This window comes from Wandonia sp. (genome assembly GCF_984588085.1).
In genome coordinates this window covers 7372-30612 of sequence record NZ_CFIGVI010000036.1, presented here as the reverse complement: position 1 = coordinate 30612, position 23241 = coordinate 7372, and the positions used below count along the sequence as shown (strand labels likewise).

Sequence of the window (23241 nt, the reverse complement as noted above, 5' to 3'; positions counted from 1 at the left end):
AACCACTTACTCCTAAAACGCTGTACACTCATCTTACATGTATTATAAGTCATATTTTATCTATTTTCTGGACATTCCCCGATTCATCAACTTTTACAAACCAGCTTTTCGTTTCTTTTTGAGGTATATGATCCTCAAAGTTCGTTTCCTTGGGAAACACTCCCTCTTCTGTTAATAATGAGTCTGCAACAAATTCACGCATACTTGTAACCTTTATAAATCCATCATCCAGTATTTCATAATCCATCCAATAGAAATCCGGGTTTGCCATATCCTGATCACAACCTATCCCTATTTGTTCTTTCTCAACTTCTTTTTTTGCTACGAACACCTCCAGATAGACACAACTACAGACAAAATCATTCACCTCATAAATACAGTAACTAACAGAATCGTTTACTGTTTTGAGATGCTTTAGTGTTTGAGAACCATATATACCGCTATTATTTATCTCTACAGAATCTCTATGCATTTTTTTTAACCACATTGCATATTCACTCTCGTTGTCCAAAACCAATTGCTCCTCAACATTAGTGGTAATCTCAGTCGAATGCCCAATTTCTCTTTCTTGTGTTGAACATCCTGAAAAAAGACAGGTTAATAGCATGACTAGCAAATAATTATTCATCTATGTTAGTATGTATGTTACAAACAATAAAACTAATTAATTTTAACTCTACTTCTAAAAATAAAAAATCCCCTTCCAAAAACTGAAAGGGGATTTTTACTTATACTATCTCTACTCTTTTTTACTTTTTTATCTTTCCTTCCAGATCCAAAAGGAAACTATAGACTTTAGCCGTTTCTTTTAATGACTCAAAACGTCCGGAAGCACCACCGTGCCCTGCATCCATGTTTGTATCCATAAACAAGAGGTTGTCGTCTGTTTTCATGTCACGTAATTTAGCTACCCATTTTGCAGGTTCCCAGTATTGTACCTGAGAATCGTGCAGTCCAGTTGTCACCAACATATTCGGGTATGCCTGTGCTTTTACATTATCATAAGGAGAGTACGACAGCATATAATCGTAATACTCCTTATCATTCGGGTTCCCCCACTCATCATATTCTCCTGTAGTCAACGGAATAGAATCATCCAACATTGTTGTTACTACATCTACAAATGGAACCTGTGATACCACACCATTATACAATTCAGGTGCAATATTAATCACAACTCCCATTAATAGTCCTCCGGCCGATCCTCCCTGAGCATACAAATGTTCCGCAGAAGTGTATTTTTCAGCTATCAGATGTTTTGAACAATCTACAAAATCTGTGAATGTATTCATCTTTTTCAGCATTTTCCCATCTTCATACCATTGACGCCCCATGTATTGTCCTCCGCGGATGTGAGCCAGAACAAAAATGAATCCTCTGTCCAGTAAGCTCAAACGTGTCGTAGAAAAATACGGATCGATTGTATAACCATACGAACCATACGCATATTGCAATACAGGATTTTCACCGTTTTTCTCCATTCCCTTACGATACACGACCGACATCGGAATTTTTGTACCGTCCTCTGCTGTTGCCCAAATTCGTTCTTCAACGTAGTTGTTTTTGTCAAATGTTCCTCCCGGAACTTCCTGTTCTTTCAACAAGGTTTTCTCCTGTGTCGTCATGTTGAAATCCATAACAGAAGCCGGAGTAGTCATCGATTGATAACCAAAACGCACTACATCTGTGTCAAACTCAACATTAGATGTCGTGTACGCTGTATAGGTTTCGCTATCAAATGGCAGGTAGTAATCGGTTGACGTATCCCAGGAACGAATACGTAGTTTACTCAAACCTCCTGAACGTTCACTGATGACCAAATAATTCTTGAAAATATCAATGCCTTCCAATAATACATCCTCACGATGCGGAATAAGATCTGTCCAGTTTTCTTTAGAAGTCTTATTTTCCGGACAAGTCACCAATTTAAAGTTGGTTGCACTGTCTTTATTCGTTACAATGTAAAACTTCCCGTCGTAATACGACACGCCATATTCCAATCCGCGCTCACGTTTTTGTAAAACCGCAAATTCTCCGTCCGGATTATTTGCATCCAGATAGCGATACTCATCACTTACCGTACTCGATGAACCAATCAACAAATACTTCTGTGATTTTTCCTTGTACACAAATGTGTTATAGGTATCATCCTTTTCTTCATACACCAACTGGTCTGACTCGGGACTTTCTCCCAATTTGTGCTTATAAATTTTATCCGAACGCAAAGTAACCTCATTATTTCGTGTGTAAAACAAGGTTTTATTGTCATTTGCCCACGATGATCCTCCGGTTGTATTTGTAATTTTTTCAGGATAAATCTCTCCCGTCTTCAGGTTTTTCACCTGAATTGTATATTGACGACGGCTCACATAATCCACTCCGAAAGCAACCAGATTATTATCCGGACTGACATTTAAACCTCCCAGATTAAAATAGCTGTGTCCTTCAGCCATCTCATTACAATCAAACAAAATTTCTTCCGGAGCGTCCAGACTTCCTTTCTTTCTTGAATAAATCGGATAGTCCTTTCCTTTCTCGAAACGGGTAATGTAATAATACCCGTTCTTAAAATAGGGAACCGACTCATCATCTTCCTTAATACGACTCTTCATTTCCTGAAACAAGTCTTCCTGAAAAGCCTTTGTATGTGCGGTCATTTCCTCATAGTATGCATTCTCTGCATTCAAATAATCAATCACATTCTGGTCTTCCCGATTGTTCAGCCAGTAATAATTATCCACACGTACATCACCGTGTTTTTCCAACTCAAACGGTACTTTTTCCGCCACAGGAGGGGTTACTTTACTCATTGTATTTTTTTCATCTTTTGACTCCGAGCAAGCTATCAACGAAAGACAACATACTGCGGAAGTTATTTTTAACAGCTTCATATTCGTGCAAATTGGTGGGTAAATCTACAAAGAAAAACTCATTTCTACTTGTCTCCTTCCGGGAAACAAAAAACCGACAGAATTACTTTCTGCCGGCTTCTTAAAAAGCAGTTATTGTTTGTATCAGAACCAGTAATCAATAACAAAATTGAGGTTCCACATCTCTACCTTATTAATTCTGTACTTATCAGGGAGATTATCCGGGTCAACAGCCCGTTTATGAACGGCCAGAAATTTCAATTCCAGACCATCCAGGTATCCCTTAAATTTATAATCCAGTGTTCCTGTGAAATGATAATAGGATGTAAGACCGTATTTATTCAGATCAATATCCGTATACTGTACATTATCCGTATAATTTGCTCCCAGTTCAACATAAAAGTTTTTCTTCGGGATTGTATAGCGGTATTTTACTGTCAGAGCATTCACGTCTCCCGCTCCTTCAAATCTCTCGCGTGGCAAACTCGCAAAGAACTGCTCCCGTCCCCATTCTCTTGGAAAAAGGAATCTACCGACGTTAGAAATACCCAGATAATTAAATGTCAGCTGGTGTCCTTTTACCTTAAAGCCTAATCGCGCTCCTGCACCAAAAGCTCTTTCATTTTTCAGTAAGTAGGTTTTTGTCTGATCTGCATTTCCCCCGTTATTAAGTGGAGCTTCATAGAATCCTTCAATACCTGTCAGGAACTTCCAGTTCTTTTTCGTAAATGCATATTCGGAACGCGCAAAAGTGGTGTTAAAGATATTGTCCGCATTATAGTTCCAGATTTGATTTTTCCAGTTTTTTGTCTGGTGCTTTACACCGGTCACACCAATTCCGTATGAGTGAATATTTCCCTTATAACTTTCCGTGCTTTCTAAAGGATTCCGCCCGGTTGAGTAGACTCCCAATGAACTTTGAATCGAGTACCAGTCAACCGTTCCCCTTATAGTAACCTGATTGAACCAGTTTGCCAGAAACTCCCAGTTTTTTATCTTATAATTCAGTGAAATACCACTGAATACATTCGGACGCATCCGGTTATCCTGCCCATTGAGTAAAGGAGACTCAAACTTCTGTCTTCCCAAAACAGCAGTAAACCCTTTGTTTTCATACGAAATAAACAATTCTTCCAGCCTGTCCAGGTCATGCGTATTGTGATGATCGTTGATATCAAACATCAGAATTTCATACCGATTTGACTTACCTGTAATCGGGTCTTTTTCGTAAATATTATCCTGAAAAACCTGGAAGACAAAAAAACCGCTAAATCCGACATGAAAACCTTTCCAGGAGGGACTGTAATACCCCAATCCGGCACCTACTGCCATCGTACTATAATCGGATAATGCTCCCCTGTTAATTGTTCCCATCAAAAAACTGCGGGTATGGAACTCGAAATGACCAAATCTCAAATCTTTTCCCAGTGTCCTTCGTATATTGGTATCACTCTGCCTGGAAGTATGTAAACTATCCGTGTGATGTTGTGCAATAAGGTGGGTTGCTCCGAACAGAATCAGAAAGGTTGTAATTACTCTTTTCATACTTTTTGATTTTCAGACAGGTGTATCATCAATAACCTCCTTTGATATAACTGTATCCTTCCTCCTGTTTCTTTATTACTTCGGCTATTCCGGCAGGAACAAAACCAACAAAATCAGGAAAATGGTCTTTGGTAAGTTTTCTGGGTTTCATGGAGTTTTCACAAATGACAAAGGTTATTCCCCGGTTCGCCAGTTCTTCGAGTTGCCTAAGATTGACTGATTTTTCCGGTAACAGTAAGTTCACCCCTTTGTTATACACAACTACATGCAATGTAGCTTTTGGCCAGTGTCGGGATAAATTATCCAGTTGTTTAATAAAGGCCTTTTGCTGGGTAGAATCGTGTCCGTTTGTAAATTGAAAAACTATTTTGTGCTTTCTTCCATCGTCCGATTTTTTCTGTCCATAGGACCAACCGGAAAGTAGGGTCATAAGCAGGATTACTGATACAACTTTCATGTTTTTCTTTTTTATTCAAAAAATGGCAGCACTTATCGCACTGCCACTTCTATTTTTTATTAATGGGGTAATTTTTTCTGTAGTACACCGTACAGGTACGTTCCAATCGTTGCAAATACGAGTACAATGAACATGGTCAAAAATCCATAACCAATGTTTACGACCATAGGTCCCGGACATGCACCGCTAAGCGCCCATCCCAAACCAAAAATAATTCCCCCGATCAGGTATCTTGGAATTGATTTGGCTTTTGGATGGAAAACAATCGGATCTCCGGAAGCATCCCGCATTTTAAACTTCTTGATCAGCGCAACACCGATGACACCAAGAACAACTGCTGTCCCAATGATTCCATACATGTGAAACGCCTGAAAGCGGAACATTTCCTGAATCCGGTACCAGGATATGGCTTCTGATTTCGTCATAACGATACCAAATAATACCCCCGCCAGTAAAAACTTTATAAATTTCATGTGTTTGTGATTGTATAATTAGAAAATAAGTGGAAATATCCCGAAGGTCATAACCAGCCCTCCGATAAAGAAGCCCACTACTGCTATCATAGATGGTACCTGAAGATCTGAAATTCCGCTAATTGCATGTCCGGAAGTACATCCTCCGGCATAACGTGCGCCAAACCCTACCAGTAAACCACCTATGGCAAGAATCAGAAATCCTTTCAATGAAAAAGCAGAAGAGAAACTAAATAACTCACCCGGCTGCATTGAAGTAGGCGCTGCAAATCCTAACGCTCCAAGGTCGCGAACAGTTGCTTCGGAAATTTGTACGGCATAATCGCCGCCACTCAGGAACTCTTTTGCGATAAACCCACCAATAATTGCTCCAACCAGGAATACCAGATTCCAGACTTGTTTTTTCCAGTCAAAATCGAAAAATTTCACTTTTTTACCCGCACCACCAATGGCACAAATTGTTCTCAGGTTAGCCGAAAATCCGAATGATTTCCCAAAGAACAAAAGTATAAACATTATAAAAGAGATCACCACCCCTGAAAACCACCAGGGCCATGGCTGCATAATAAATTCCAACATTTTTTAGTGTTTTTTTAGTTCAAATGAAATGTAATAATTGGTTTGTACATGTGATTTACCAGTTTCTCTGCTGCACTTGCATGAAAGAAACCTCCTTTACCGTGTGTACCAATGCAAACGATGTCCATATTGCTAATCTGGTTAAAATGGATCACTCCAGCCTCAATATCACTATCCTTCACAATGTGCATTTCGTAATCCTCGACTTCGTTAATACGGGCAAATTTTTCCATATTTGCTTCTATTTCACCCCGAACACTATCTATTGGTTTATTGGTGATTTGTAGTAGATGTAATTTGGCTCCAAAAATAACCGTCAACTTTTTCATCAACGAAAGATCCTGTTTGTCTGTATCGTTAAAGTTGTGTACCAACAATAAATGTTGAATTTCCAGATCTGATCGGTCACACATTAATGTCAACAAGGGCACAGAAGATTTTCGTGCAATAATCTGCGCTTCGCTTCCTGCAATTCGCTCCCGTAATCCCGATAAACCTTTTGTCCCCATTACAATAAGGTCAAAATGATTTTGTTCAGCATAACCAATGATTTCATGGGTAGTTTTGCCATACACCAGTGCCGTATGAATATGATTCCCGTGAATCATTTTTATACTGTTCAGTTTCTGTTCAGCGATGTTTTTCTGAGAAATCACATACTCATTATCGATTTCACCGCAGGTTTCAATCATTCCATTCTCATCAATGGAAACCGTGTCAGGTACATTCAGTACGTGAAGGAAGGTCACGTCCAGATTTGCTTTTCTCTCCAGGTTTTTTACCATCAGGAAAGCATAATCCGCCTGTACCGAAAAATCCGTTGGGATTAGTATTTTCAGTTTATCACTCATGCTTTTCTCCTTATTTCAATAATGATGCTACTTTGCTAACTGTTCCTCCGTTAAAAACGTTTTCCACGCTGTTACGTTCCAGAATCATTTTTGCCTGTCCGCTGCGATTACCACTGCGACAAAAAACAACAATATTCTTTTTCCCTTTGAATTTCGCCAACTCTTTACTGATGCGATCCAACGGAATATTTACAGCACCTTTTACACTTCCGCCTTTATATTCTCCCGGAGTTCTTACATCTACCAAAAAGGCACCGCTGTTCACGATCTCCGCCAACTTCTCGTTCGAAGTGGACTTCCCTTTAAAAAAATCAAATAGTCCCATTTTTTTGTGTTTATGTTGGTTGGGAAAGCCGGATAAATTCCTCCGGCTTTCCATTTTTTCCTGTTATGCTTTCATTACCTTTGACTGACAAACAAAGTCTGTTTTAGGTACACCTGTCTCCGCAATTGCTTTAAACCCACCTTCTATTTCAGTAAAATTCCGGTATCCTCTCGCTTGCAGAATACTCGCTGCAATCATACTTCTGTATCCTCCTGCACAGTGCACAAAGAAGTGTTCCTTCGGATTAATTTCTTTGATCCAGTCATTAATAGAAGCCAGCGGTCTGCTGTATGCCTCCTCGACGTGTTCAGCTTCGTACTCGCTTTCTTTTCGCACGTCATAAACAACGCTTTCTCCTACTTTTAAACGTTCCTTAAACTCTTCCGCGCTTATACGATCTACCTGATCAGTTTCTTTTCCGGCGGTTTTCCATGCCTCAACTCCCCCTTTCAGGTATCCTAACACATTGTCAAATCCTACACGGCTCAAACGAATCACCACTTCTTCTTCCATTCCTTTGTCTGTTACCAGTAACAATGGTTGATTCACATCACCGATCATGGCTCCTACCCAGGGAGCAAAATCTCCGTTAATACCTATGTTCACTGACTGCGGAATAAGTTCTTTTGCAAATTCACCATTGGAACGTGTATCCAGGATCAATGCCCCTGTTGACTCTGCTGCTGTTTCGAATTCTTCAGGAGACAAAGCTGTCATTCCCTGATTAATCACCTCATCTACATTACGGTATCCCTTTTTATTCATTGCTACGTTCGCTCCAAAATAAGCAGGAGGAGGAAGTAGACCATCTGTAACCGCAGCAACAAAAGCTTCTTTATTGGGTTGATTCAACGCGTAGTTTACCTTTTTCTGGTTACCCAGCGTATCTACCGTTTCTTTCATCATGTTTTTACCACAAGCTGACCCTGCACCGTGCGCCGGGTATACAATCACCTCATCCGCCAAAGGCATAATTTTTGTCATCAGGCTATCGTATAAATGTCCGGCTAATTGCTCCTGTGTCATACTGGCTGCTTTTTGAGCAAGATCCGGACGTCCAACATCTCCCAGAAACAAGGTATCTCCTGAGAAAATAGCGTGGTCTTTTCCGTTCTCATCGATCAACAGATAGGTAGTACTTTCCATGGTGTGTCCGGGCGTGTGCAAAACTTTAATTTTTACAGCTCCCAACTCAAACACCTGATTGTCCTCTGCTACAATACAATCGAATTCAGGGTTAGCATTAGGTCCATAAATAATCGGTGCTCCGGTTTCCGCACTTAAATCAATATGACCTGAAACGAAATCTGCGTGAAAATGCGTCTCGAAAATATATTTTAACTTCACTCCATCTTTTTCCAGTAATTCCATATATGGTTTTACTTCACGAAGCGGGTCTATTATCGCTGCCTCGCCATTGGACACAATGTAATATGCTCCCTGCGCAAGACACCCTGTATAGATCTGTTCTACTCTCATTTTTATTCGTTTAAATTGTGTTTAGAAAAATTGTTTTCGATGCAAAGTTCGTGATACTTTACAGCTCCTACAGTTACTTTTGTCACACAACTCATTTCTGAGAGGCCGAATAAACAGAAACCACCTAGTTTACAACAAAATACTCTTTTTACCAGAACAGATTACTTCCGGTTATTAGTATAAAAGATCGGATTATATCCCCAGAACGATCAAAATTCGTCCTACCAGATTAATGACAGTAGAGGTCAGTTGAATGATGTCATTAATATTATTTACTTGTTTGATACTCGTCTTTAAATTTTCGACCTCCTCATTAGCTGCTTTGATTAACTGCCCGTACAAATGGTTATTTCGATCCAATTGTCGTTTAAGGATTTCAAAATAGGCATCGCGCAATACATCGTACTCAGATTCTAACTTCTGTACAACTTCCTGACCTCCGTTTGCAAACGCAAGTTCCAGAATAGCCGCCCGGTTGGCACTGAATTCTCCAATTGCCCCTGCCAATGCTATCTTTAATAGTTCTTCTCTATCGTTATTCATCTTTCAGTAAATTTTCTATTTCTTTCAAAGCCTGTAGTATGTCAGATACTTTTACTTTCTTCTCGGCCAATTTCTCATGCGCTCTACTCAACTCCTGCAACATTTCCCCAACATCATTCAGTTGTTCTACAAGTTCCTTTTTCTGAGTTACTAGTTGTTCTCTTTGTTCCAACCGGTAAAATAAAATAATGACAGCATCTTCCGTAAAAGGAAAATGATGTAGATCCAGAATTTTCTTCGCATCATATTGTTCCGATTTAACCGTATTTAATTCGGCTATATAATCGTCATAAACACGATCCAGGTATGCATTCCACACTGCTTTGTCTTTTTCCCACAGAACATGGTACACTTCCGTTAAATGATGGAAAGCCAGACTATGCTCTTTTATCTTTTTTGCCTGAGAAGCCTGTGTAATCATTTTTAACACCTCCCCTAATTTGGAAGAAGCCTCTTCCGGTAAATCAGGAAGTTGTTCTATTGCATTATAACTCTCTTGCAATGCACCTCCTAACTCTTCCGTTTTTTCACTTAATTTTTTATCTGTCAACCGATCGAAATAATCATATGCTATAAGAAGTTGTCGGTAGGCGCTGATCCTTTTCTCTATTTGCTCCGAAAAATCCTGTGGTCTTGTATCCGGAATTGTCATGGATTCGGGATTCGGATTCGTTAAAATTTTAATCCGATCCCGTTGCGCTTTTTCTATTTCCGATTGTTTATTCAACAATTGATACAATTCTATTGCACGTTGTGAGACTTCTTCCCCTTTTTGGGCAGTTTCGCTGCCCAACTCAGCGACCTTGGCTGATCCGCAAGACACGAAAAATAAAAAAACAGTGATCTTAATTACATATTTCATTTGGTTTGGTATTAAAAAAGCAGCTTGTTTCATTCCTTATTCACCTCGAATATAATGAATTAAAATAACCTCCCGACAAAAGATCAGAACCGAAAAATAAAAGTTAACAATCAAATTTTTTGAACTGTATTTGAGTCAAATCCCCCGTATTTATCAGATTATTTCTACTCTTTGTAACTAAAGTACCATTCGAACTCGTTCTTCTCTGTTAACTTTGTACGCTTATTATTATTTACACTAAAATTTCCATGACATGAAAAAGCTCGTTGCTATCACCGTATTTTTTCAAATAGCACTCTTCTCTACTGCACAACAAACCGATTGGGGCGCCTGGGTAAGCTACGTTCAGGGAGTCAATCTACCAAAAAACTTCACACTACACAATGAGATTCAATACCGTGCATGGGACTTTCGGGGAAGTCTGGAACAACTAATGATACGAAATGGCGTGGGGTATAACCTGACACCCAATAATGATAATGTTCTCCTCGGGTATGGTTACATTCTTTCGGGCATACAACCAACGGACTCCACGCATGATAAAACACGTTCACATGAACACCGGTTGTATCAACAATACAACCACAAACATAAACTGGGGAGGATAGCTCTCAGTCACCGTTATCGTTTTGAAGAACGTTTCCTGAAAGATGATTTCAAATTCCGTATCCGTTATTTTCTGGGAGTTACAATTCCGTTCAACAAAAAAACAATTGTAAAAAACACTGTTTATCTCAGTCTGTACAATGAAATTTTTATTAATACAAAAGGAACCGTTTTTGACCGGAATCGTTTATATGGAGCGTTGGGATATTCTATAACCGATCGCGTGAAGATTGAAGCAGGAGCTATGGCACAGATTTATCAAACTGATCACCGCCCACAATTTCAAATATCGGTATTTACAAACTGGAATTAATTATCTTGTGTGATATTAATCACTGTGAAGGGGTTACAATAACGCGAAATTTGCATCATCAAAACACAGTTTAACCAAAAAAGATTCTGACGATGAATAAAATCGCAAACACACTAAAACAATACATGCCAATCTTTGACTGGCTGCCTAATTACAACAAATCGAATCTCTCCGGTGATCTTTCTGCAGGTCTGACAGTAGGAATTATGTTGATTCCTCAGGGAATGGCTTATGCAATGCTGGCGGGTTTGGATCCTATTCACGGTCTGTATGCCGTTACTGTTCCCTTATTACTTTATGCGATTTTCGGAACATCACGTCAGCTTGCTGTAGGTCCCGTCGCTATGGTTTCTCTGTTGACTGCCTCCAGTATTAGTACACTCAATCCATCTTCGCCTGAAGAATATCTGATGCTGGCACTTACACTCGCTTTTCTTGTCGGGCTGATCCAGTTTGCACTCGGGTTATTCCGATTTGGTTTCGTGGTGAATTTTCTTTCCCACCCGGTTATCAACGGTTTTACATCTGCCGCAGCCATCATTATCGGTTTGAGTCAGGTAAAACACCTTTTCCGGATTAAACTACCGCGAACCGAACACATTCAGGATACGGTTGTTGCCATCGCCCAGAATATCAGTGATATTCATTGGATTACCTTTGGAATAGGTGTCGTGGGTATTATCATTATCAAGTATGGTAAAAAAATACATAAAAGTCTTCCTACTCCTTTGATTGCTGTTGTATTCGGAATTTTAGCTGTTACCTTTTTAAACCTGACGGAATCAGGCGTTAAAGTCTTAGGAGATGTACCTTCCGGATTACCGACTCTTTCGTCTCCTTCTTTTGATATGTCCGTTTGGAGTACTCTGCTTCCGATTGCACTGACAATTTCATTGGTTGGTTTCGCAGAAAGTTATGCTGTAGCTAAAACCATTCATGGAAAACACAAAAACTATAAACTGGATGCGAACCAGGAACTAATCGGTTTGGGGATGGCGAATTTCGGAGCTGCGTTTTTCAAAGGCTACCCGGTAACAGGTGGATTTTCACGTACTGCCGTAAATGATCAGGCAGGAGCAAAAACAGCCCTTGCTTCCATCATTAGTGTCGTTCTGATTGTTCTTACCCTTCTTTTCTTCACCGGTTTATTCTATAATTTGCCAAATGCAATCCTGGCTGCTGTTGTATTGGTAGCCGTATCAGGACTTATTGATTTTAAAACTCCGAAAACACTCTGGAAAAATGACAAGATGGATTTCCTGATGTTGATAGCTACTTTCGTTGCAACACTAACACTGGGGATTGAAACCGGAATTATTTCAGGGATGATTCTTTCCCTACTGGCTGTTATTTATAAAGCTTCCCGTCCTCATATCGCTATTCTGGCAAAAGTCCCTGGAACGAAATATTACCGAAATGTAGAGCGATTTACGAATCTTGAAAAACGGGATGATGTTGTTATTGTACGAATTGATGGGCCCATCTATTTCGCCAACGTTGATTTTATCAAGAAAAAAATAGATCGTCTTGTCCTTTCCAAAAAGAATACACTTAAGACAATTGTCCTGAATATGGAGAGTGTTACGTCTCTTGACAGTTCAGGAGCTCATGAGTTGGACGAATGGATACGCATGTGGAAGACAGCAGGACTCAATACTTCTATTTCGGGAACAAGAGGTCCTATACGAGATATTCTTCACACCTGGGGTATTATTCACAGTATTGGAGTCGATCACGTTTTTACGGATGACGCAACAGCTGTTGATTTCTTTGATAATAAAATCAATCCGGAAAGTATACAGGAACTGAGTCCGTATGCACTCCAAAGCGAAAAGAAATTTGACGAATCGTCCACCGGACACTAAAATAAGCAAATGATACAAGAAGGCAGCTCAGGTTGCCTTCTTACTTTTTCCCTTCCTTTATAATCGCTTCAACAGCTTTTCTCACCGAACCAAACTCTTCCAGCATTTGAGCAGCATACGCATACGTCGCACCCGTTTCCGAAACAATCATTCTTGCCCCGCGATCTACTAACTTATTGTTGGAAAGCTGCATATCCACCATTTTGTTTCCTTTTACCCGCCCCAGCTTAATCATCAAAGTAGTGGAAATCATATTCAGCACTAATTTCTGGGCGGTTCCTGATTTCATCCGGGTACTTCCGGTTACAAACTCAGGTCCAACAACTGGAACCATGGGAAAACCTGCCAGTTCTGCCAGTTTACTCCCCGGATTACAGGTAATTCCTCCGGTAACAGCTCCTATTTCATTTGCTTTTTCAATTCCTCCCAAAACATAGGGTGTAGAACCAGAAGCTGCTATTCCAACCAACACATCATCAGCAGAAAAGTTATAGACGGCCAGATCTTTCCAGGCCTGAGTAGTATCATCTTCGGCAAACTCAACTGCTTTTCGAATCGCTGCATCTCCCCCGGCAATAATCCCCACCACCAGTCCGTGCGGAACTCCAAACGTCGGCGGACATTCAGAAGCATCTACGATCCCTAATCGTCCGCTTGTTCCAGCTCCGATGTAGAACAATCTGCCTCCGGTCTCCATTTTTTCCAGTGCTGCCGTTATGAACTCTTCTATGAAAGGGATCTGTTCGGCAACTGCCTGATGAACTTTAGCATCTTCCGAATTAATTCCGGTCAGTAATTCATTTATGGATTGATTTTCAAGGTTGTCGTGTAAACTATCAGATTCTGTAATGCGCATCGTTTGTTCTTTTGTGGTAAAAATATTAAAATACTTCTCAATTCACAGTTCCTTTCTTCAAACAAAGATTATTCGTCTATTCTCATTCGCTTTTTTCAATTTTCTCTACCTTTAAAGCTCATTACAGAAGTTATGGAGGAAAAACGTGCATCAGAATTGGTTTTGTCAGAGGGAAAAGTATATCACCTGGATCTGGGTCCGGAGCAAATCAGTGATACGATTATTCTCGTAGGGGATCAATTTCGCGTGGAACTGGTATCTTCTTTCTTTGATACAATAGAACACCAGATACAAAAACGGGAATTTATCTGTCATACGGGAACCTATAACGGTAAACGTCTGTCCGTTCTATCGACCGGAATTGGTACAGACAATATAGATATTGTCCTCAATGAACTCGACGCCGTAGTCAATATTGACCTTGAAAAAAGGAAAGAAAAAACGGAAAAAAAATCGCTTAACTTTATCCGTATCGGAACGTGTGGAGCTTTACAGGCGAATGTTCCTATCGGAAGTTATATTCTTTCAGAAGGTGCTGTAGGACTGGATAACGTAGCTCATTTTTATAATATTCCTTTTTCTGAGGCGGAAAACAGTTTTCGGGAAGCATTGGAAAAACATATCAGCTTACCGGATTCCATCCGTCCTTACTTTTGTGCATCAGATGAAGTGCTTACAAAAAGTATCGAAGATCATCCGAAAATCAAACGGGGAATTACTGTTACTGCTAGTGGTTTTTACGGCCCTCAGGGAAGACAATTACGTTTACCACTCCGAACGCCTGACCTCAACGAACGCCTGATGAATTTCCAACATGAAGGAAAACATATTGTCAACTTCGAAATGGAAAGTTCAGCCCTTTTTGCGCTTTCAAAAGCTCTTGGACACAGAGCCACAACTGTTTGTTTAGCCATTGCCAATCGTCCGAATGGAGACTTCCTGAGTGAATACCATACCGAAATGAAGGAACTAATTGGTTTTGTATTGGGGAAAATCTGATTCATTCAGGTTAAAAGCACCCCGAATAGTTCTTTTTCAAGTTACCTTGCTTTCATTTATATAATTACAAGATAGGAAAATATCATTCACCATTCTACCAGAAAAGTTTATACTGCTTTTTTGGAACTATTTTTGCTTTCATACGAATAAGACAAACAGATGAAACATTTTCTGAGTATACTTATCATATGCTGGACATTCACCGGGTTCTCTCAATTTTCCATTGACGGCACGTGGAAAGGAATTCTTTTCACAGAAGGACAAGCGTATTCAAGCGGAAGTGTACTTTGGCTGAAACTTACTGCATCAGGAGAAAAGATGAACGGAAGTTCCCGAAACGAAGTGTTTGACACTGACTTTTACGCTCTAAAAAAAATCAGGGGTTCTAACAAAGGCGGACAAATTCATCTGGAAGAGTTTGTCACAACGAAAAAAAAAGCAACAACCACATTTAACTTTTGCCGATTAAAATTTGATCTGCATTACAATGAAATTACCGGTTACCTCGAAGGAACATATACATCAAGTGATTGCAGGCATTTTACGGGAAAAGTCATCCTGATAAAAACCCGGGACGATTTTTCGGAAACAGATATTCCCAGCCTGACACATGCCTGGGCAAAAATGTTGATTGACGACCTGATGAAAGGGAAAAAAGCTCCACACATCCGTGAGCTGGAACGTAAGAATTTCAAATTCACGCCCATCTATTTTGATTATGATGAAGCCGAAATTCGTCCCGAATATCATGAATATCTAAAAAAAATGGCAGCTATCGTACTGGATCACTCAGACCTGCGTATTCAGGTTACCGGTCATACGGACGGTGACGGAAGCGATGCCTACAATATGAATTTATCCGAGAGACGAGCAAAAGCTATTAAAGATTTTTTTGTCAATCAAGGACTCAGAGAAGACCGGGTACGTATTGATTTTAAAGGAAAACGCTCTCCTATTGCACCCAATTCAACCCGGGAAGGAATGCAACTCAATCGTCGTGTTGACTTTGCTTTTATCTAATGTGATTCCATAAAAGATTGAAGAATCAGTACGGCACTGATTTCATCCACCAGTTCTTTTCTTCTCCGGTCCTTCTTTTTCAACCCCATTTGCAACATACTTTGTGATGCCATTTTTGACGTAAACCGCTCATCTTCTAGATGAACAGGAACGTCCGGGAATTTTTTCTTAAACTTCTCTACAAAATTGTGCACCAGTTCAGTAGCATGTGTTGGTTCGTCATTCAGACGACGGGGCTCCCCGACAACCAGAGCTTCCACCTTGTACTTTGTCAGGTAATCCGACAGAAAATCAAATAAATCAGTTGTCAGAACAGTTCCAACTCCGCTGGCAATAATCTGCGAATCATCTGTTGCGGCAACTCCTGTCCGCTTCATTCCGTAATCCAGTGCTAGTAATCGTGGCATACCCTACAAAAGTACGTATTTTGTATATGGATTTACAAAATCGAATCTCTGAAAATCACAACTGAAAAATAAAATGTATTTTTAGCTATAAGCATTGCCTTAAATCATTAAAAGAAATACAAGCTAAATGTTACTTTTTCTTGAATTACTCTATATCGTATTGATCTTATTCATCTGTACGAAAATACTGTTAGATACTTCATCTTCAGTAAAGGCTTCCGCTTACATTATCCTGGTTATTCTTGTTCCTGTTGTCGGAATCATTATTTATTTGTCTGTCGGATTAAATTACCGGAAGAATATTCTATACTCGAAAAAAATAATTCGCAATGAGCAGCAGGCAGCTCTCCTGTATCAGGAGATCAAAGAATACCGTGAAATTAACACTCCTCCTTTTCACAACAAATATCCGCGTTTCGAAGGATTGACAGAATTGCTTTTCAAAAACGATCAAAGTCTCCTAACTCAGCACAATGAAGTACAATTACTTATTAACGGAGAAGAAAAATTTCCGGAACTTATCCGTTGCCTGAAAGCAGCTCAATCACATATCCACCTTGAATATTATATTTATGAGAATGATACCATTGGCAATCAGATTGCCGATATTCTGATCGAAAAAGCCCGGCAGGGTATAGAAGTACGCTTTATTTACGACGATTTCGGAAGTAGTGATATACGTAAAAATATTGTTCCCCGTTTGCGGAAAAACGGTGTAGAGGCCTATCCGTTTTATAAAATCCGTTTCATTTTTCTTGCCAACCGGATGAATTATAGAAACCATCGAAAGGTCGTGATTATTGATGGGAAAATTGCATTTATCGGGGGAATCAATATCAGTGATAAATATATTAATTCTACTGATCAATCTAAATTCTGGAGGGATACCCATGTCAAAATTACCGGAGAATCCGTACTTCAGTTACAACACCATTTTATTGCAGACTGGAATTTCTGTACAGGAAAATCGCTTCAGGTAAGCTCCGATTACTTTGTCCCTTTCAATGAATCACTTCCCGGAAAGACCTGGGTTCAGATCACGGCTTCGGGACCTGACTCCAAACATCCCGGAATCCTCTATAGTCTACTCCAAATTATTTACCTTGCTGAGAAAGAACTATTGATCACAACTCCTTATTTTATTCCCGGGCAGGAGTTCATCCGCGCTTTATTGATGGCAGCTTTGCGCGGAGTAAAAATCATATTACTTGTTCCCTATCATTCTGATTCCCGGATTGTAAATGCTGTTGCCAAATCCCATTACGAAGAATTGCTGGCAGGAGGCATTCGAATTTTCCGGTATAAGAAAGGGTTCATCCATTCCAAAACGATGGTCTGTGACCGTGAATTATCCGTTGTGGGAACCGCCAACCTCGATCACCGAAGCTTTGATCTTAATTTTGAAGTAAACGCACTCATCTTTGATCAACAATTTACCCAAAAGCTTGTCGAGGCATTCGAAAACGATCTGACCGCTGCGGATGAAATTGATTATACACAATGGAAAAACAGACCCTATGGCCGAAAAGTAGCTGAAAAATTCTTCGGGTTGATCTCTCCCCTGTTATAAAATATTCCGGTTAGATTTTACTTTCCCTCTTTCCAGTTTCCTTTGAAATTGGGAACAATCTAGTATATTTGGGGTTCAATTGAAGTAGAATACTATGCGTACAATTATAGAGAAAGCCTGGGAAGACCGTTCCCTTTTATCCGAGAAAGAAACAATTGCAGCTATTGAACACGTAATTGAAGAAATCGACAAGGGACGAATCCGTGTTGCAGAACCGGACGGAAACGGAGGCTGGATTGTAAACGAATGGGTCAAGAAAGCCGTTGTCATGTATTTCCCTATTCGCAAGATGGAAACGATCGAAGTGGGACCTTTCGAGTTTCATGACAAGATGAAACTAAAGACCAATTACAAAGAATTAGGTGTACGTGTTGTTCCTCATGCAGTTGCACGTTACGGTGCTTTTGTTGCTCCCGGTGTAATTATGATGCCATCCTATGTTAATATCGGCGCATTTGTTGACGAAGGAACCATGGTAGATACATGGGCTACTGTCGGATCATGCGCACAAATCGGAAAGAATGTTCACCTTTCAGGAGGTGTGGGAATCGGAGGTGTTCTTGAGCCTTTACAGGCTGCTCCGGTTATTATAGAGGATAATGCGTTTATTGGTTCGCGTTGTATCGTTGTCGAAGGCGTTCGCGTTGAAAAAGAAGCCGTACTCGGAGCTAATGTTGTGTTGACTAAATCGACAAAGATCATAGACGTAACCGGAAACGAACCGGTTGAAATGAAAGGCATTGTTCCCGCCAGAAGTGTTGTAATTCCGGGAAGTTACACCAAAGATTTTCCGGCAGGAAGTTATCAGGTTCCCTGTGCTTTGATTATCGGAAAACGAAAAGAAAGCACGGATCTGAAAACTTCGCTTAATGATGCGCTTCGCGAACATAATGTAGCTGTTTAATTCGTAACGGCATGAGTAATTTTTCAGAAAAAGTAGTCTGGATAACCGGAGCTTCTTCCGGGATCGGTTTGGCTTTGGCACGTGCTTGCGCTGAAAGAGGTGCTTTTCTTGTGCTCTCCGCACGTTCTATGGAAACACTCGAAGAAGTAAGACTCAGTCTACCAGAACCGGACAGGCATATTTCTCTTCCGCTGGATCTTGAAGATCAGAGTAATTACACCGATCTTGTTTCTCAGGTTGTATCCAGATATAAACGAATTGATATTCTCATTAATAACGGTGGTATCAGCCAACGTGGAGAAGCCGGAGAAACTCCTCTTGATGTAGATCGGAAAATAATGGAAATCAATTATTTTGGAACAATCACATTGACCAAAGCTGTTCTTCCAGTACTCCGCAAACAAAAATCGGGACACATCGTAACGATTTCAAGTATTGCCGGAAAATTTGGTTTTTATCTGCGTTCAGCTTATGCTGCTTCCAAGCATGCGCTTCAGGGTTTTTTCGAAAGTCTGTTACTGGAAGAAGCCCAAAACAATATAAGGGTAACATTAGTCTATCCCGGTAAAATTAATACCCCTATTTCGACCCGTGCCTTAAATGCTGATGGACAAGCGCACGGAGTAATGGATCACAATCAGGAAACGGGAATGCCAGCCGAAGAATGTGCCCGTCGCATTCTGAATGCTGTAGAAAAGAATAAGATTGAAATTCTCGTAGGGAATAAAGAAATTAAAGCGGTAACACTCAAACGATTTTTCCCAAAACTTTTCTGGAAAATAATCCGCAATCAAAAAGCAACCTGATACGCCTTTTAAACTTTTTAGTGTGTTAAGTATTTGTTAAGATTCTCTTCTTTTCACGCCACCTTTACAGCAGGTCACCCCTGATTACCAGTTACTCTGTATTTACTCCACTTCAATCAATAGAAGACCACCATCACTACATATAGTTACCCGGGTGACTTTTGTCACCCTCCAACCCTTTTACTATCACTACCTTTGCGTCGAAAATTAATTTAATATGACCAAAAAAATCATCTTTTCATTACTTTCTGCGCTTGTTTTTCTTGTAAATTCTGCGCAGGCACAATGTACTCTTGAAGCAGTTATTCCCTCTACGGACGGATATAATGTGCATGTTGAAATGAGACTGGAACAACTTATTAAGCCTTCCGCATGTCCTAATGGTTACAATTTTAATATCCGTTACTCTTATGACATTTGGTTTTCAGGCAGCAACATTCCTTCCGGTTTATGGACGCTTCAGGGAAATATCATTTGCGGACAATACAATGACAACTTCCTTGATTTACCCAATTCAGGTGGTTCAGGAGCAACTATTTCCGGAGGAAATTCATGGAGAGATATTGCTGATTGTGAGACGGCAACCGTAAGTTCTTTACTTTGTAATCGTGTTGACCTTACTATTCAGGGACCCGGTATTTCATATCGTACCATTCCTTTGGAGTGTGCTATTTCTCTTCCTATTGAACTGGTTGACTTTGATGCCGCACCGGGTACAGACAATGTAGTATTATCCTGGCGAACCGCTACGGAATCCAACAACAGTCGTTTTGACATCGAAAAATCAACAGATGGAGATAACTGGACAGTAATCGGAACACTGGAAGGAGCAGGAACCAAGAATACTCCTACAAATTATTCCTGGATTGACTATTCCAGAACTTCATCGTCCACTGTTTATTACCGTTTGAAGCAAACGGATTACGACGGTCAATTCAGTTATTCATGGATTCGGTCTACGACAGTTGCCACTCCGGAATTCTCCGTTTACCCCAATCCAACAAAAGGAATGGTTTCGGTTTCCTCTGAATCAGCGGTTTCCGTTGACGATATTCGTGTACTTGATGCACACGGAAGAACGATTCCGGTAGAACTCATCAGTGAAAGTGAGAATCGGGTAAAACTGGATTTATCAACTGCTCAACCCGGTATTTACTTCTTACAGTACGATACCAACACGTATAAAATTATCCGCGAATAGATCAGATCTCGTCGATTACAAAATCAGTACGACGGTTTTTAGCTCTGTTCGATTCCGAGTCATTCGGTACACGAGGTTTTGTTTCTCCGTATCCCTTCGATTTAAGACGGGATGCGGAGATTCCCAATGAAACGAGGTAATCTTTTACACCTTTGGCACGTTGATCCGACAGCTCCATGTTCTTAGTATCATCACCTACATCATCCGTATGCCCCTGAATGGATACTTTTATTCCCGGGTTTTCTTTCAGAAAGCGTGAAAACTGACGCAGGATAAATTTCGAGTGGTTATTCAATTCAGCCGAATTAGTTGCATACAAAATATCATTGATGGTATACGGTACACCTACCTCTATCTTACGCACTTCCATATCTGTTTCCTTAATATAAGTAGAACTGGCAACATCTTCTTTGCGAATAAGTTTCGAATCAAACGCATGCCCTTCTTTTTTCACGGTAACCATCACATCTTCTGGTTGGTCTTCATCGACGTGAATGATCGCTGCATATTTTCCGTCATCTCCGTTCACTTTTACCTGCTCAACACGATCGGAATTGGCATACGTAATCTCTATTGTAGCATCTTTCACAGGTTCTCCGTCAGCTTTCTTTAACTCTCCTTTTACCAAAACCACAGGTTTCGGACGTGCTTCTTTGTACAACTCAAAGGTGTAGATATTCCAAACACCACCGTAACGACTTGAGAAATATGCATCTTTCCCGTCTGTTGAAACGAAAAGTCCGATTTCATCTTCTTCCGAATTAATCGGGAAACCGATATTCTTAGGTTTTCCCCATTTTCCGTTTTCATCCATTTGCGTGTAGAAAATATCCAATCCTCCGACACCGTTTCTCAAATCACCGGATTCGGACACAAAATAAAGTGTCTGACTATCCTGGTGCAGAAAAGGGGATTTATCTTTTCCGGGAGTATTGATTTCGTCCAATGGCACAGACAATCCCCAGGAACCATCCGCACTTCTGCGCGCAACGAAAATATCGTCTTTTTGTGTATTCGGACGCACTGCTGTATAGTACAATGTGTTTCCATCTGCCGAAAGAGAAGGTTGTCCTTCCCAACCATCTTTTGTATTGATATTGGTTCCCATATTCTCCAGCGGAGTCCAGGTAAAATCATATCCCTCTCCCCTTTCGTATCGGGTAATGTATAGATCACAGTTGTTGTAATCCTGTCCCATCACCCGCTCATATTTACAGGCACAGATGATCATTTCCTTATTATCAACAGACACGGTAGCTGCTCCGTAATTGTTAAATGTCCCGTCATTAAACGGTAAAGGCAAGGGCTGCCCTCCGTCAAAATCGTTTGTAACATCCATACGTTTTGACATGGTAAATTCTTCCAGAATACGTCCTTTTAAGTCCCCTTTACTACTCCGGTCAACACGACGTGTATAAAATATGAGTTCGTTATCCGGTGAGATCATCGGGAAAAATTCATCTCTTGACGTGGAAACATTTTTTACCATTTTCGGTTCAAAGGGTACTTTGTTGGAAAGTAGATCCACTTCTTTTTTCGTGTCTCCTATGATTTTTTGTACCTCCTGCTTTTTCTGTGCAAAATCCCTCGGAATACGCCAATCATCACGGCTCTCAAAATCCAGAAACTTTCTGAAATAGGTATTCGCTGTCACCTTATCCTGCTGCATGTAGTAAATTCCTCCCAGATAATAATACATATCTGCGTGGTAATCATCGCATAATTCAGTTGTTCTGCGGAATAATTCTTTTGCTTTGTTCATCAGACGATCCCCCAAAGAAGGGTCATACGAAGAGTTGTACGCCTTTTGGGCTTCTTCAAATGAAACCATGGCGTATTCAAAAAAGACCATAGCATTATCCGGTGCAGCATCCTGAGCTTCCTGAAATAATTTATAGCGTTCCGGCGCAGCTGTGCTCTTGGCTTTGTCCAGTATTTTGAGTACTTTTTTCTCCGGTGCGATGCAGGATTCGTCTTCTTCCTGTGAAAATCCGGACAGGGAAATGGTGGTTATTAACAGAAAAATGGGAAGGTATCTATTTTTCATTTGTCTATTTTTTATTTGCTGAAAACGAACACTCTCTCTTTTCAGCTCATTTCATGTTTTTGTACTTTGTTTCAGTTCGGGGCGTTACTTTCGCCAATTAATATTAACGTAATCCGCAACAAAATGTTACATGGAAAACAATGGATAATAATGAGAAGTTAAAGAATTTTTTTCTAGTGTTCGCCAGAGTACTTCCAGCTACTTTTTAGGAAGAAAAATAACAACAAATTTACTGCATTAAAAATGAATAGAGTAGTAAATCTCAAATATGAATGGTAAGTTGGTTTAACTCTTGTTCCGGATTATAGTTGGTTAGCAAAGAATAAGGAGGTAGATTACAGAAAATAAGATACAACCTTAATCTTCTTTTATAAAGGCTGTAAAGTCCGACCAGTCTTCGACACGAAACACTCGTATATCACGAACGGAATTTTTAAACCAGGGCGTATTTTTCAAGGCATTAACAGCTCTCAAAAGAACTGACATGTCATTATTAGTAGACAAATACACACTTCCCTGTCCACGATAAAAATCAAATTTCTCTAAAATAGTTGCAATTTCAAAATAAGCATTATTGTAAGGATCACCATAATTATCCTTTAAGTCAGAAATAAGCATATCAAAACTAATAGCAAACATCTCTAACTCTTTTTGAAATATTTT

The 23241-nt window shown here is 40.0% G+C and carries 23 protein-coding genes; 8 read left to right on the top strand and 15 right to left on the bottom strand.

The genetic code is table 11. From position 1 onward, the window contains the following. Positions 1 to 49: 49 nt before the first annotated feature. From AC4PL9_RS12000 to AC4PL9_RS11950, 11 genes are all read right to left on the bottom strand, one after another. Positions 50 to 628 carry a hypothetical protein gene (locus AC4PL9_RS12000; RefSeq protein WP_491604987.1) on the bottom strand — a complete coding sequence of 193 codons (579 nt, stop codon included), beginning with the start codon at positions 626 to 628 and terminating at the stop codon, positions 50 to 52. A gap of 121 nt (positions 629 to 749) precedes the next feature. Then, positions 750 to 2810, bottom strand: coding sequence for a S9 family peptidase (locus AC4PL9_RS11995; RefSeq protein ID WP_491604986.1), 2061 nt, complete (start codon positions 2808 to 2810; stop codon positions 750 to 752). Positions 2811 to 3014: 204 nt separating this feature from the next. Next, positions 3015 to 4415: an OprD family outer membrane porin gene (locus tag AC4PL9_RS11990; RefSeq protein WP_491604985.1), complete on the bottom strand. Its 1401-nt coding sequence runs from the start codon at positions 4413 to 4415 to the stop codon at positions 3015 to 3017. Between the two features lie 28 nt (positions 4416 to 4443). Then, entirely contained in the window at positions 4444 to 4872 is a 429-nt protein-coding gene (locus AC4PL9_RS11985) for a DsrE family protein (RefSeq protein WP_491604984.1), read from the bottom strand. A gap of 59 nt (positions 4873 to 4931) precedes the next feature. Further along, on the bottom strand, positions 4932 to 5345 hold the full coding sequence (locus AC4PL9_RS11980) for a DUF6691 family protein (protein WP_343785827.1): 414 nt from the start codon (positions 5343 to 5345) through the stop codon (positions 4932 to 4934). An 18-nt stretch (positions 5346 to 5363) separates the two neighbouring features. Beyond that, the gene (locus AC4PL9_RS11975; RefSeq protein WP_491604988.1) at positions 5364 to 5921 is read right to left on the bottom strand and encodes a YeeE/YedE family protein; all 558 of its coding nucleotides are present in this window, start codon (positions 5919 to 5921) and stop codon (positions 5364 to 5366) included. Between the two features lie 17 nt (positions 5922 to 5938). Next, the gene (locus AC4PL9_RS11970) at positions 5939 to 6775 is read right to left on the bottom strand and encodes a universal stress protein (RefSeq protein ID WP_491604983.1); all 837 of its coding nucleotides are present in this window, start codon (positions 6773 to 6775) and stop codon (positions 5939 to 5941) included. 10 nt (positions 6776 to 6785) lie between these two features. Continuing rightward, positions 6786 to 7100, bottom strand: a complete 315-nt coding sequence (locus AC4PL9_RS11965; RefSeq protein WP_491604982.1) for a rhodanese-like domain-containing protein — start codon at positions 7098 to 7100, stop codon at positions 6786 to 6788. A 63-nt stretch (positions 7101 to 7163) separates the two neighbouring features. Next, the gene (locus AC4PL9_RS11960) at positions 7164 to 8579 is read right to left on the bottom strand and encodes an MBL fold metallo-hydrolase (protein ID WP_491604981.1); all 1416 of its coding nucleotides are present in this window, start codon (positions 8577 to 8579) and stop codon (positions 7164 to 7166) included. A gap of 192 nt (positions 8580 to 8771) precedes the next feature. Then, entirely contained in the window at positions 8772 to 9122 is a 351-nt protein-coding gene (locus AC4PL9_RS11955; protein ID WP_491604980.1) for a hypothetical protein, read from the bottom strand. Further along, positions 9115 to 9984, bottom strand: coding sequence for a hypothetical protein (locus AC4PL9_RS11950; RefSeq protein ID WP_491604979.1), 870 nt, complete (start codon positions 9982 to 9984; stop codon positions 9115 to 9117). The genes AC4PL9_RS11955 and AC4PL9_RS11950 overlap by 8 nt, the downstream gene beginning before the upstream one ends. Positions 9985 to 10237: 253 nt before the next feature. On the opposite strand from AC4PL9_RS11950, the gene AC4PL9_RS11945 reads away from it, so the two are divergent. After that, positions 10238 to 10903 (top strand): DUF2490 domain-containing protein, encoded by a 666-nt coding sequence (locus tag AC4PL9_RS11945; protein WP_491604978.1) that lies wholly within the window; start codon positions 10238 to 10240, stop codon positions 10901 to 10903. A gap of 92 nt (positions 10904 to 10995) precedes the next feature. Then, entirely contained in the window at positions 10996 to 12768 is a 1773-nt protein-coding gene (locus AC4PL9_RS11940) for a SulP family inorganic anion transporter (RefSeq protein ID WP_491604977.1), read from the top strand. A 40-nt stretch (positions 12769 to 12808) separates the two neighbouring features. Here the strand turns inward: AC4PL9_RS11940 and murQ are convergent, their stop codons facing one another. Beyond that, positions 12809 to 13624, bottom strand: a complete 816-nt coding sequence (gene murQ / locus AC4PL9_RS11935; RefSeq protein ID WP_491604976.1) for an N-acetylmuramic acid 6-phosphate etherase — start codon at positions 13622 to 13624, stop codon at positions 12809 to 12811. Between the two features lie 132 nt (positions 13625 to 13756). On the opposite strand from murQ, the gene AC4PL9_RS11930 reads away from it, so the two are divergent. Together AC4PL9_RS11930 and AC4PL9_RS11925 are read left to right on the top strand one after the other, a co-directional pair. Continuing rightward, entirely contained in the window at positions 13757 to 14623 is an 867-nt protein-coding gene (locus AC4PL9_RS11930; protein ID WP_491604975.1) for a nucleoside phosphorylase, read from the top strand. A 159-nt stretch (positions 14624 to 14782) separates the two neighbouring features. Continuing rightward, positions 14783 to 15643, top strand: a complete 861-nt coding sequence (locus AC4PL9_RS11925; RefSeq protein WP_491604974.1) for an OmpA family protein — start codon at positions 14783 to 14785, stop codon at positions 15641 to 15643. Here AC4PL9_RS11925 and ruvX read toward each other — a convergent pair. Beyond that, positions 15640 to 16050, bottom strand: a complete 411-nt coding sequence (gene ruvX / locus AC4PL9_RS11920) for a Holliday junction resolvase RuvX (RefSeq protein ID WP_491604973.1) — start codon at positions 16048 to 16050, stop codon at positions 15640 to 15642. The two genes, AC4PL9_RS11925 and ruvX, sit on opposite strands and share 4 nt — an antisense overlap. Positions 16051 to 16177: 127 nt before the next feature. Here ruvX and cls point away from each other — a divergent pair, with 127 nt between their 5' ends. The 4 genes from cls to AC4PL9_RS11900 all read left to right on the top strand — a co-directional run bounded on the left by cls (position 16178) and on the right by AC4PL9_RS11900 (position 20531). Continuing rightward, complete coding sequence (cls, locus tag AC4PL9_RS11915) at positions 16178 to 17620, top strand: cardiolipin synthase (RefSeq protein WP_491604972.1); 1443 nt, start codon at positions 16178 to 16180, stop codon at positions 17618 to 17620. A 94-nt stretch (positions 17621 to 17714) separates the two neighbouring features. Beyond that, the gene (locus tag AC4PL9_RS11910) at positions 17715 to 18524 is read left to right on the top strand and encodes a 2,3,4,5-tetrahydropyridine-2,6-dicarboxylate N-succinyltransferase (RefSeq protein WP_491604971.1); all 810 of its coding nucleotides are present in this window, start codon (positions 17715 to 17717) and stop codon (positions 18522 to 18524) included. A gap of 11 nt (positions 18525 to 18535) precedes the next feature. After that, the gene (locus AC4PL9_RS11905; protein WP_491604970.1) at positions 18536 to 19330 is read left to right on the top strand and encodes an SDR family oxidoreductase; all 795 of its coding nucleotides are present in this window, start codon (positions 18536 to 18538) and stop codon (positions 19328 to 19330) included. Between the two features lie 217 nt (positions 19331 to 19547). Then, on the top strand, positions 19548 to 20531 hold the full coding sequence (locus AC4PL9_RS11900) for a T9SS type A sorting domain-containing protein (RefSeq protein WP_491604969.1): 984 nt from the start codon (positions 19548 to 19550) through the stop codon (positions 20529 to 20531). 1 nt (position 20532) lies between these two features. Here the strand turns inward: AC4PL9_RS11900 and AC4PL9_RS11895 are convergent, their stop codons facing one another. Continuing rightward, positions 20533 to 22578: an OmpA family protein gene (locus tag AC4PL9_RS11895; RefSeq protein ID WP_491604968.1), complete on the bottom strand. Its 2046-nt coding sequence runs from the start codon at positions 22576 to 22578 to the stop codon at positions 20533 to 20535. 357 nt (positions 22579 to 22935) lie between these two features. Further along, positions 22936 to 23241, bottom strand: a 306-nt coding sequence (locus AC4PL9_RS11890; protein ID WP_491604967.1) for a hypothetical protein, incomplete at its 5' end; no start/stop codon positions are given.

Bases quoted from the DNA above. Each gene is read 5' to 3' on its own strand.
- AC4PL9_RS12000 (WP_491604987.1), bottom strand. From the start codon at position 628: ATGAATAATTATTTGCTAGTCATGCTATTAACCTGTCTTTTTTCAGGA.
- AC4PL9_RS11995 (WP_491604986.1), bottom strand. From the start codon at position 2,810: ATGAGTAAAGTAACCCCTCCTGTGGCGGAAAAAGTACCGTTTGAGTTG.
- AC4PL9_RS11990 (WP_491604985.1), bottom strand. From the start codon at position 4,415: ATGAAAAGAGTAATTACAACCTTTCTGATTCTGTTCGGAGCAACCCAC.
- AC4PL9_RS11985 (WP_491604984.1), bottom strand. From the start codon at position 4,872: ATGAAAGTTGTATCAGTAATCCTGCTTATGACCCTACTTTCCGGTTGG.
- AC4PL9_RS11980 (WP_343785827.1), bottom strand. From the start codon at position 5,345: ATGAAATTTATAAAGTTTTTACTGGCGGGGGTATTATTTGGTATCGTT.
- AC4PL9_RS11970 (WP_491604983.1), bottom strand. From the start codon at position 6,775: ATGAGTGATAAACTGAAAATACTAATCCCAACGGATTTTTCGGTACAG.
- AC4PL9_RS11965 (WP_491604982.1), bottom strand. From the start codon at position 7,100: ATGGGACTATTTGATTTTTTTAAAGGGAAGTCCACTTCGAACGAGAAG.
- AC4PL9_RS11960 (WP_491604981.1), bottom strand. From the start codon at position 8,579: ATGAGAGTAGAACAGATCTATACAGGGTGTCTTGCGCAGGGAGCATAT.
- AC4PL9_RS11955 (WP_491604980.1), bottom strand. From the start codon at position 9,122: ATGAATAACGATAGAGAAGAACTATTAAAGATAGCATTGGCAGGGGCA.
- AC4PL9_RS11950 (WP_491604979.1), bottom strand. From the start codon at position 9,984: ATGAAATATGTAATTAAGATCACTGTTTTTTTATTTTTCGTGTCTTGC.
- AC4PL9_RS11945 (WP_491604978.1), top strand. From the start codon at position 10,238: ATGAAAAAGCTCGTTGCTATCACCGTATTTTTTCAAATAGCACTCTTC.
- AC4PL9_RS11940 (WP_491604977.1), top strand. From the start codon at position 10,996: ATGAATAAAATCGCAAACACACTAAAACAATACATGCCAATCTTTGAC.
- murQ (WP_491604976.1), bottom strand. From the start codon at position 13,624: ATGCGCATTACAGAATCTGATAGTTTACACGACAACCTTGAAAATCAA.
- AC4PL9_RS11930 (WP_491604975.1), top strand. From the start codon at position 13,757: ATGGAGGAAAAACGTGCATCAGAATTGGTTTTGTCAGAGGGAAAAGTA.
- AC4PL9_RS11925 (WP_491604974.1), top strand. From the start codon at position 14,783: ATGAAACATTTTCTGAGTATACTTATCATATGCTGGACATTCACCGGG.
- ruvX (WP_491604973.1), bottom strand. From the start codon at position 16,050: ATGCCACGATTACTAGCACTGGATTACGGAATGAAGCGGACAGGAGTT.
- cls (WP_491604972.1), top strand. From the start codon at position 16,178: ATGTTACTTTTTCTTGAATTACTCTATATCGTATTGATCTTATTCATC.
- AC4PL9_RS11910 (WP_491604971.1), top strand. From the start codon at position 17,715: ATGCGTACAATTATAGAGAAAGCCTGGGAAGACCGTTCCCTTTTATCC.
- AC4PL9_RS11905 (WP_491604970.1), top strand. From the start codon at position 18,536: ATGAGTAATTTTTCAGAAAAAGTAGTCTGGATAACCGGAGCTTCTTCC.
- AC4PL9_RS11900 (WP_491604969.1), top strand. From the start codon at position 19,548: ATGACCAAAAAAATCATCTTTTCATTACTTTCTGCGCTTGTTTTTCTT.
- AC4PL9_RS11895 (WP_491604968.1), bottom strand. From the start codon at position 22,578: ATGAAAAATAGATACCTTCCCATTTTTCTGTTAATAACCACCATTTCC.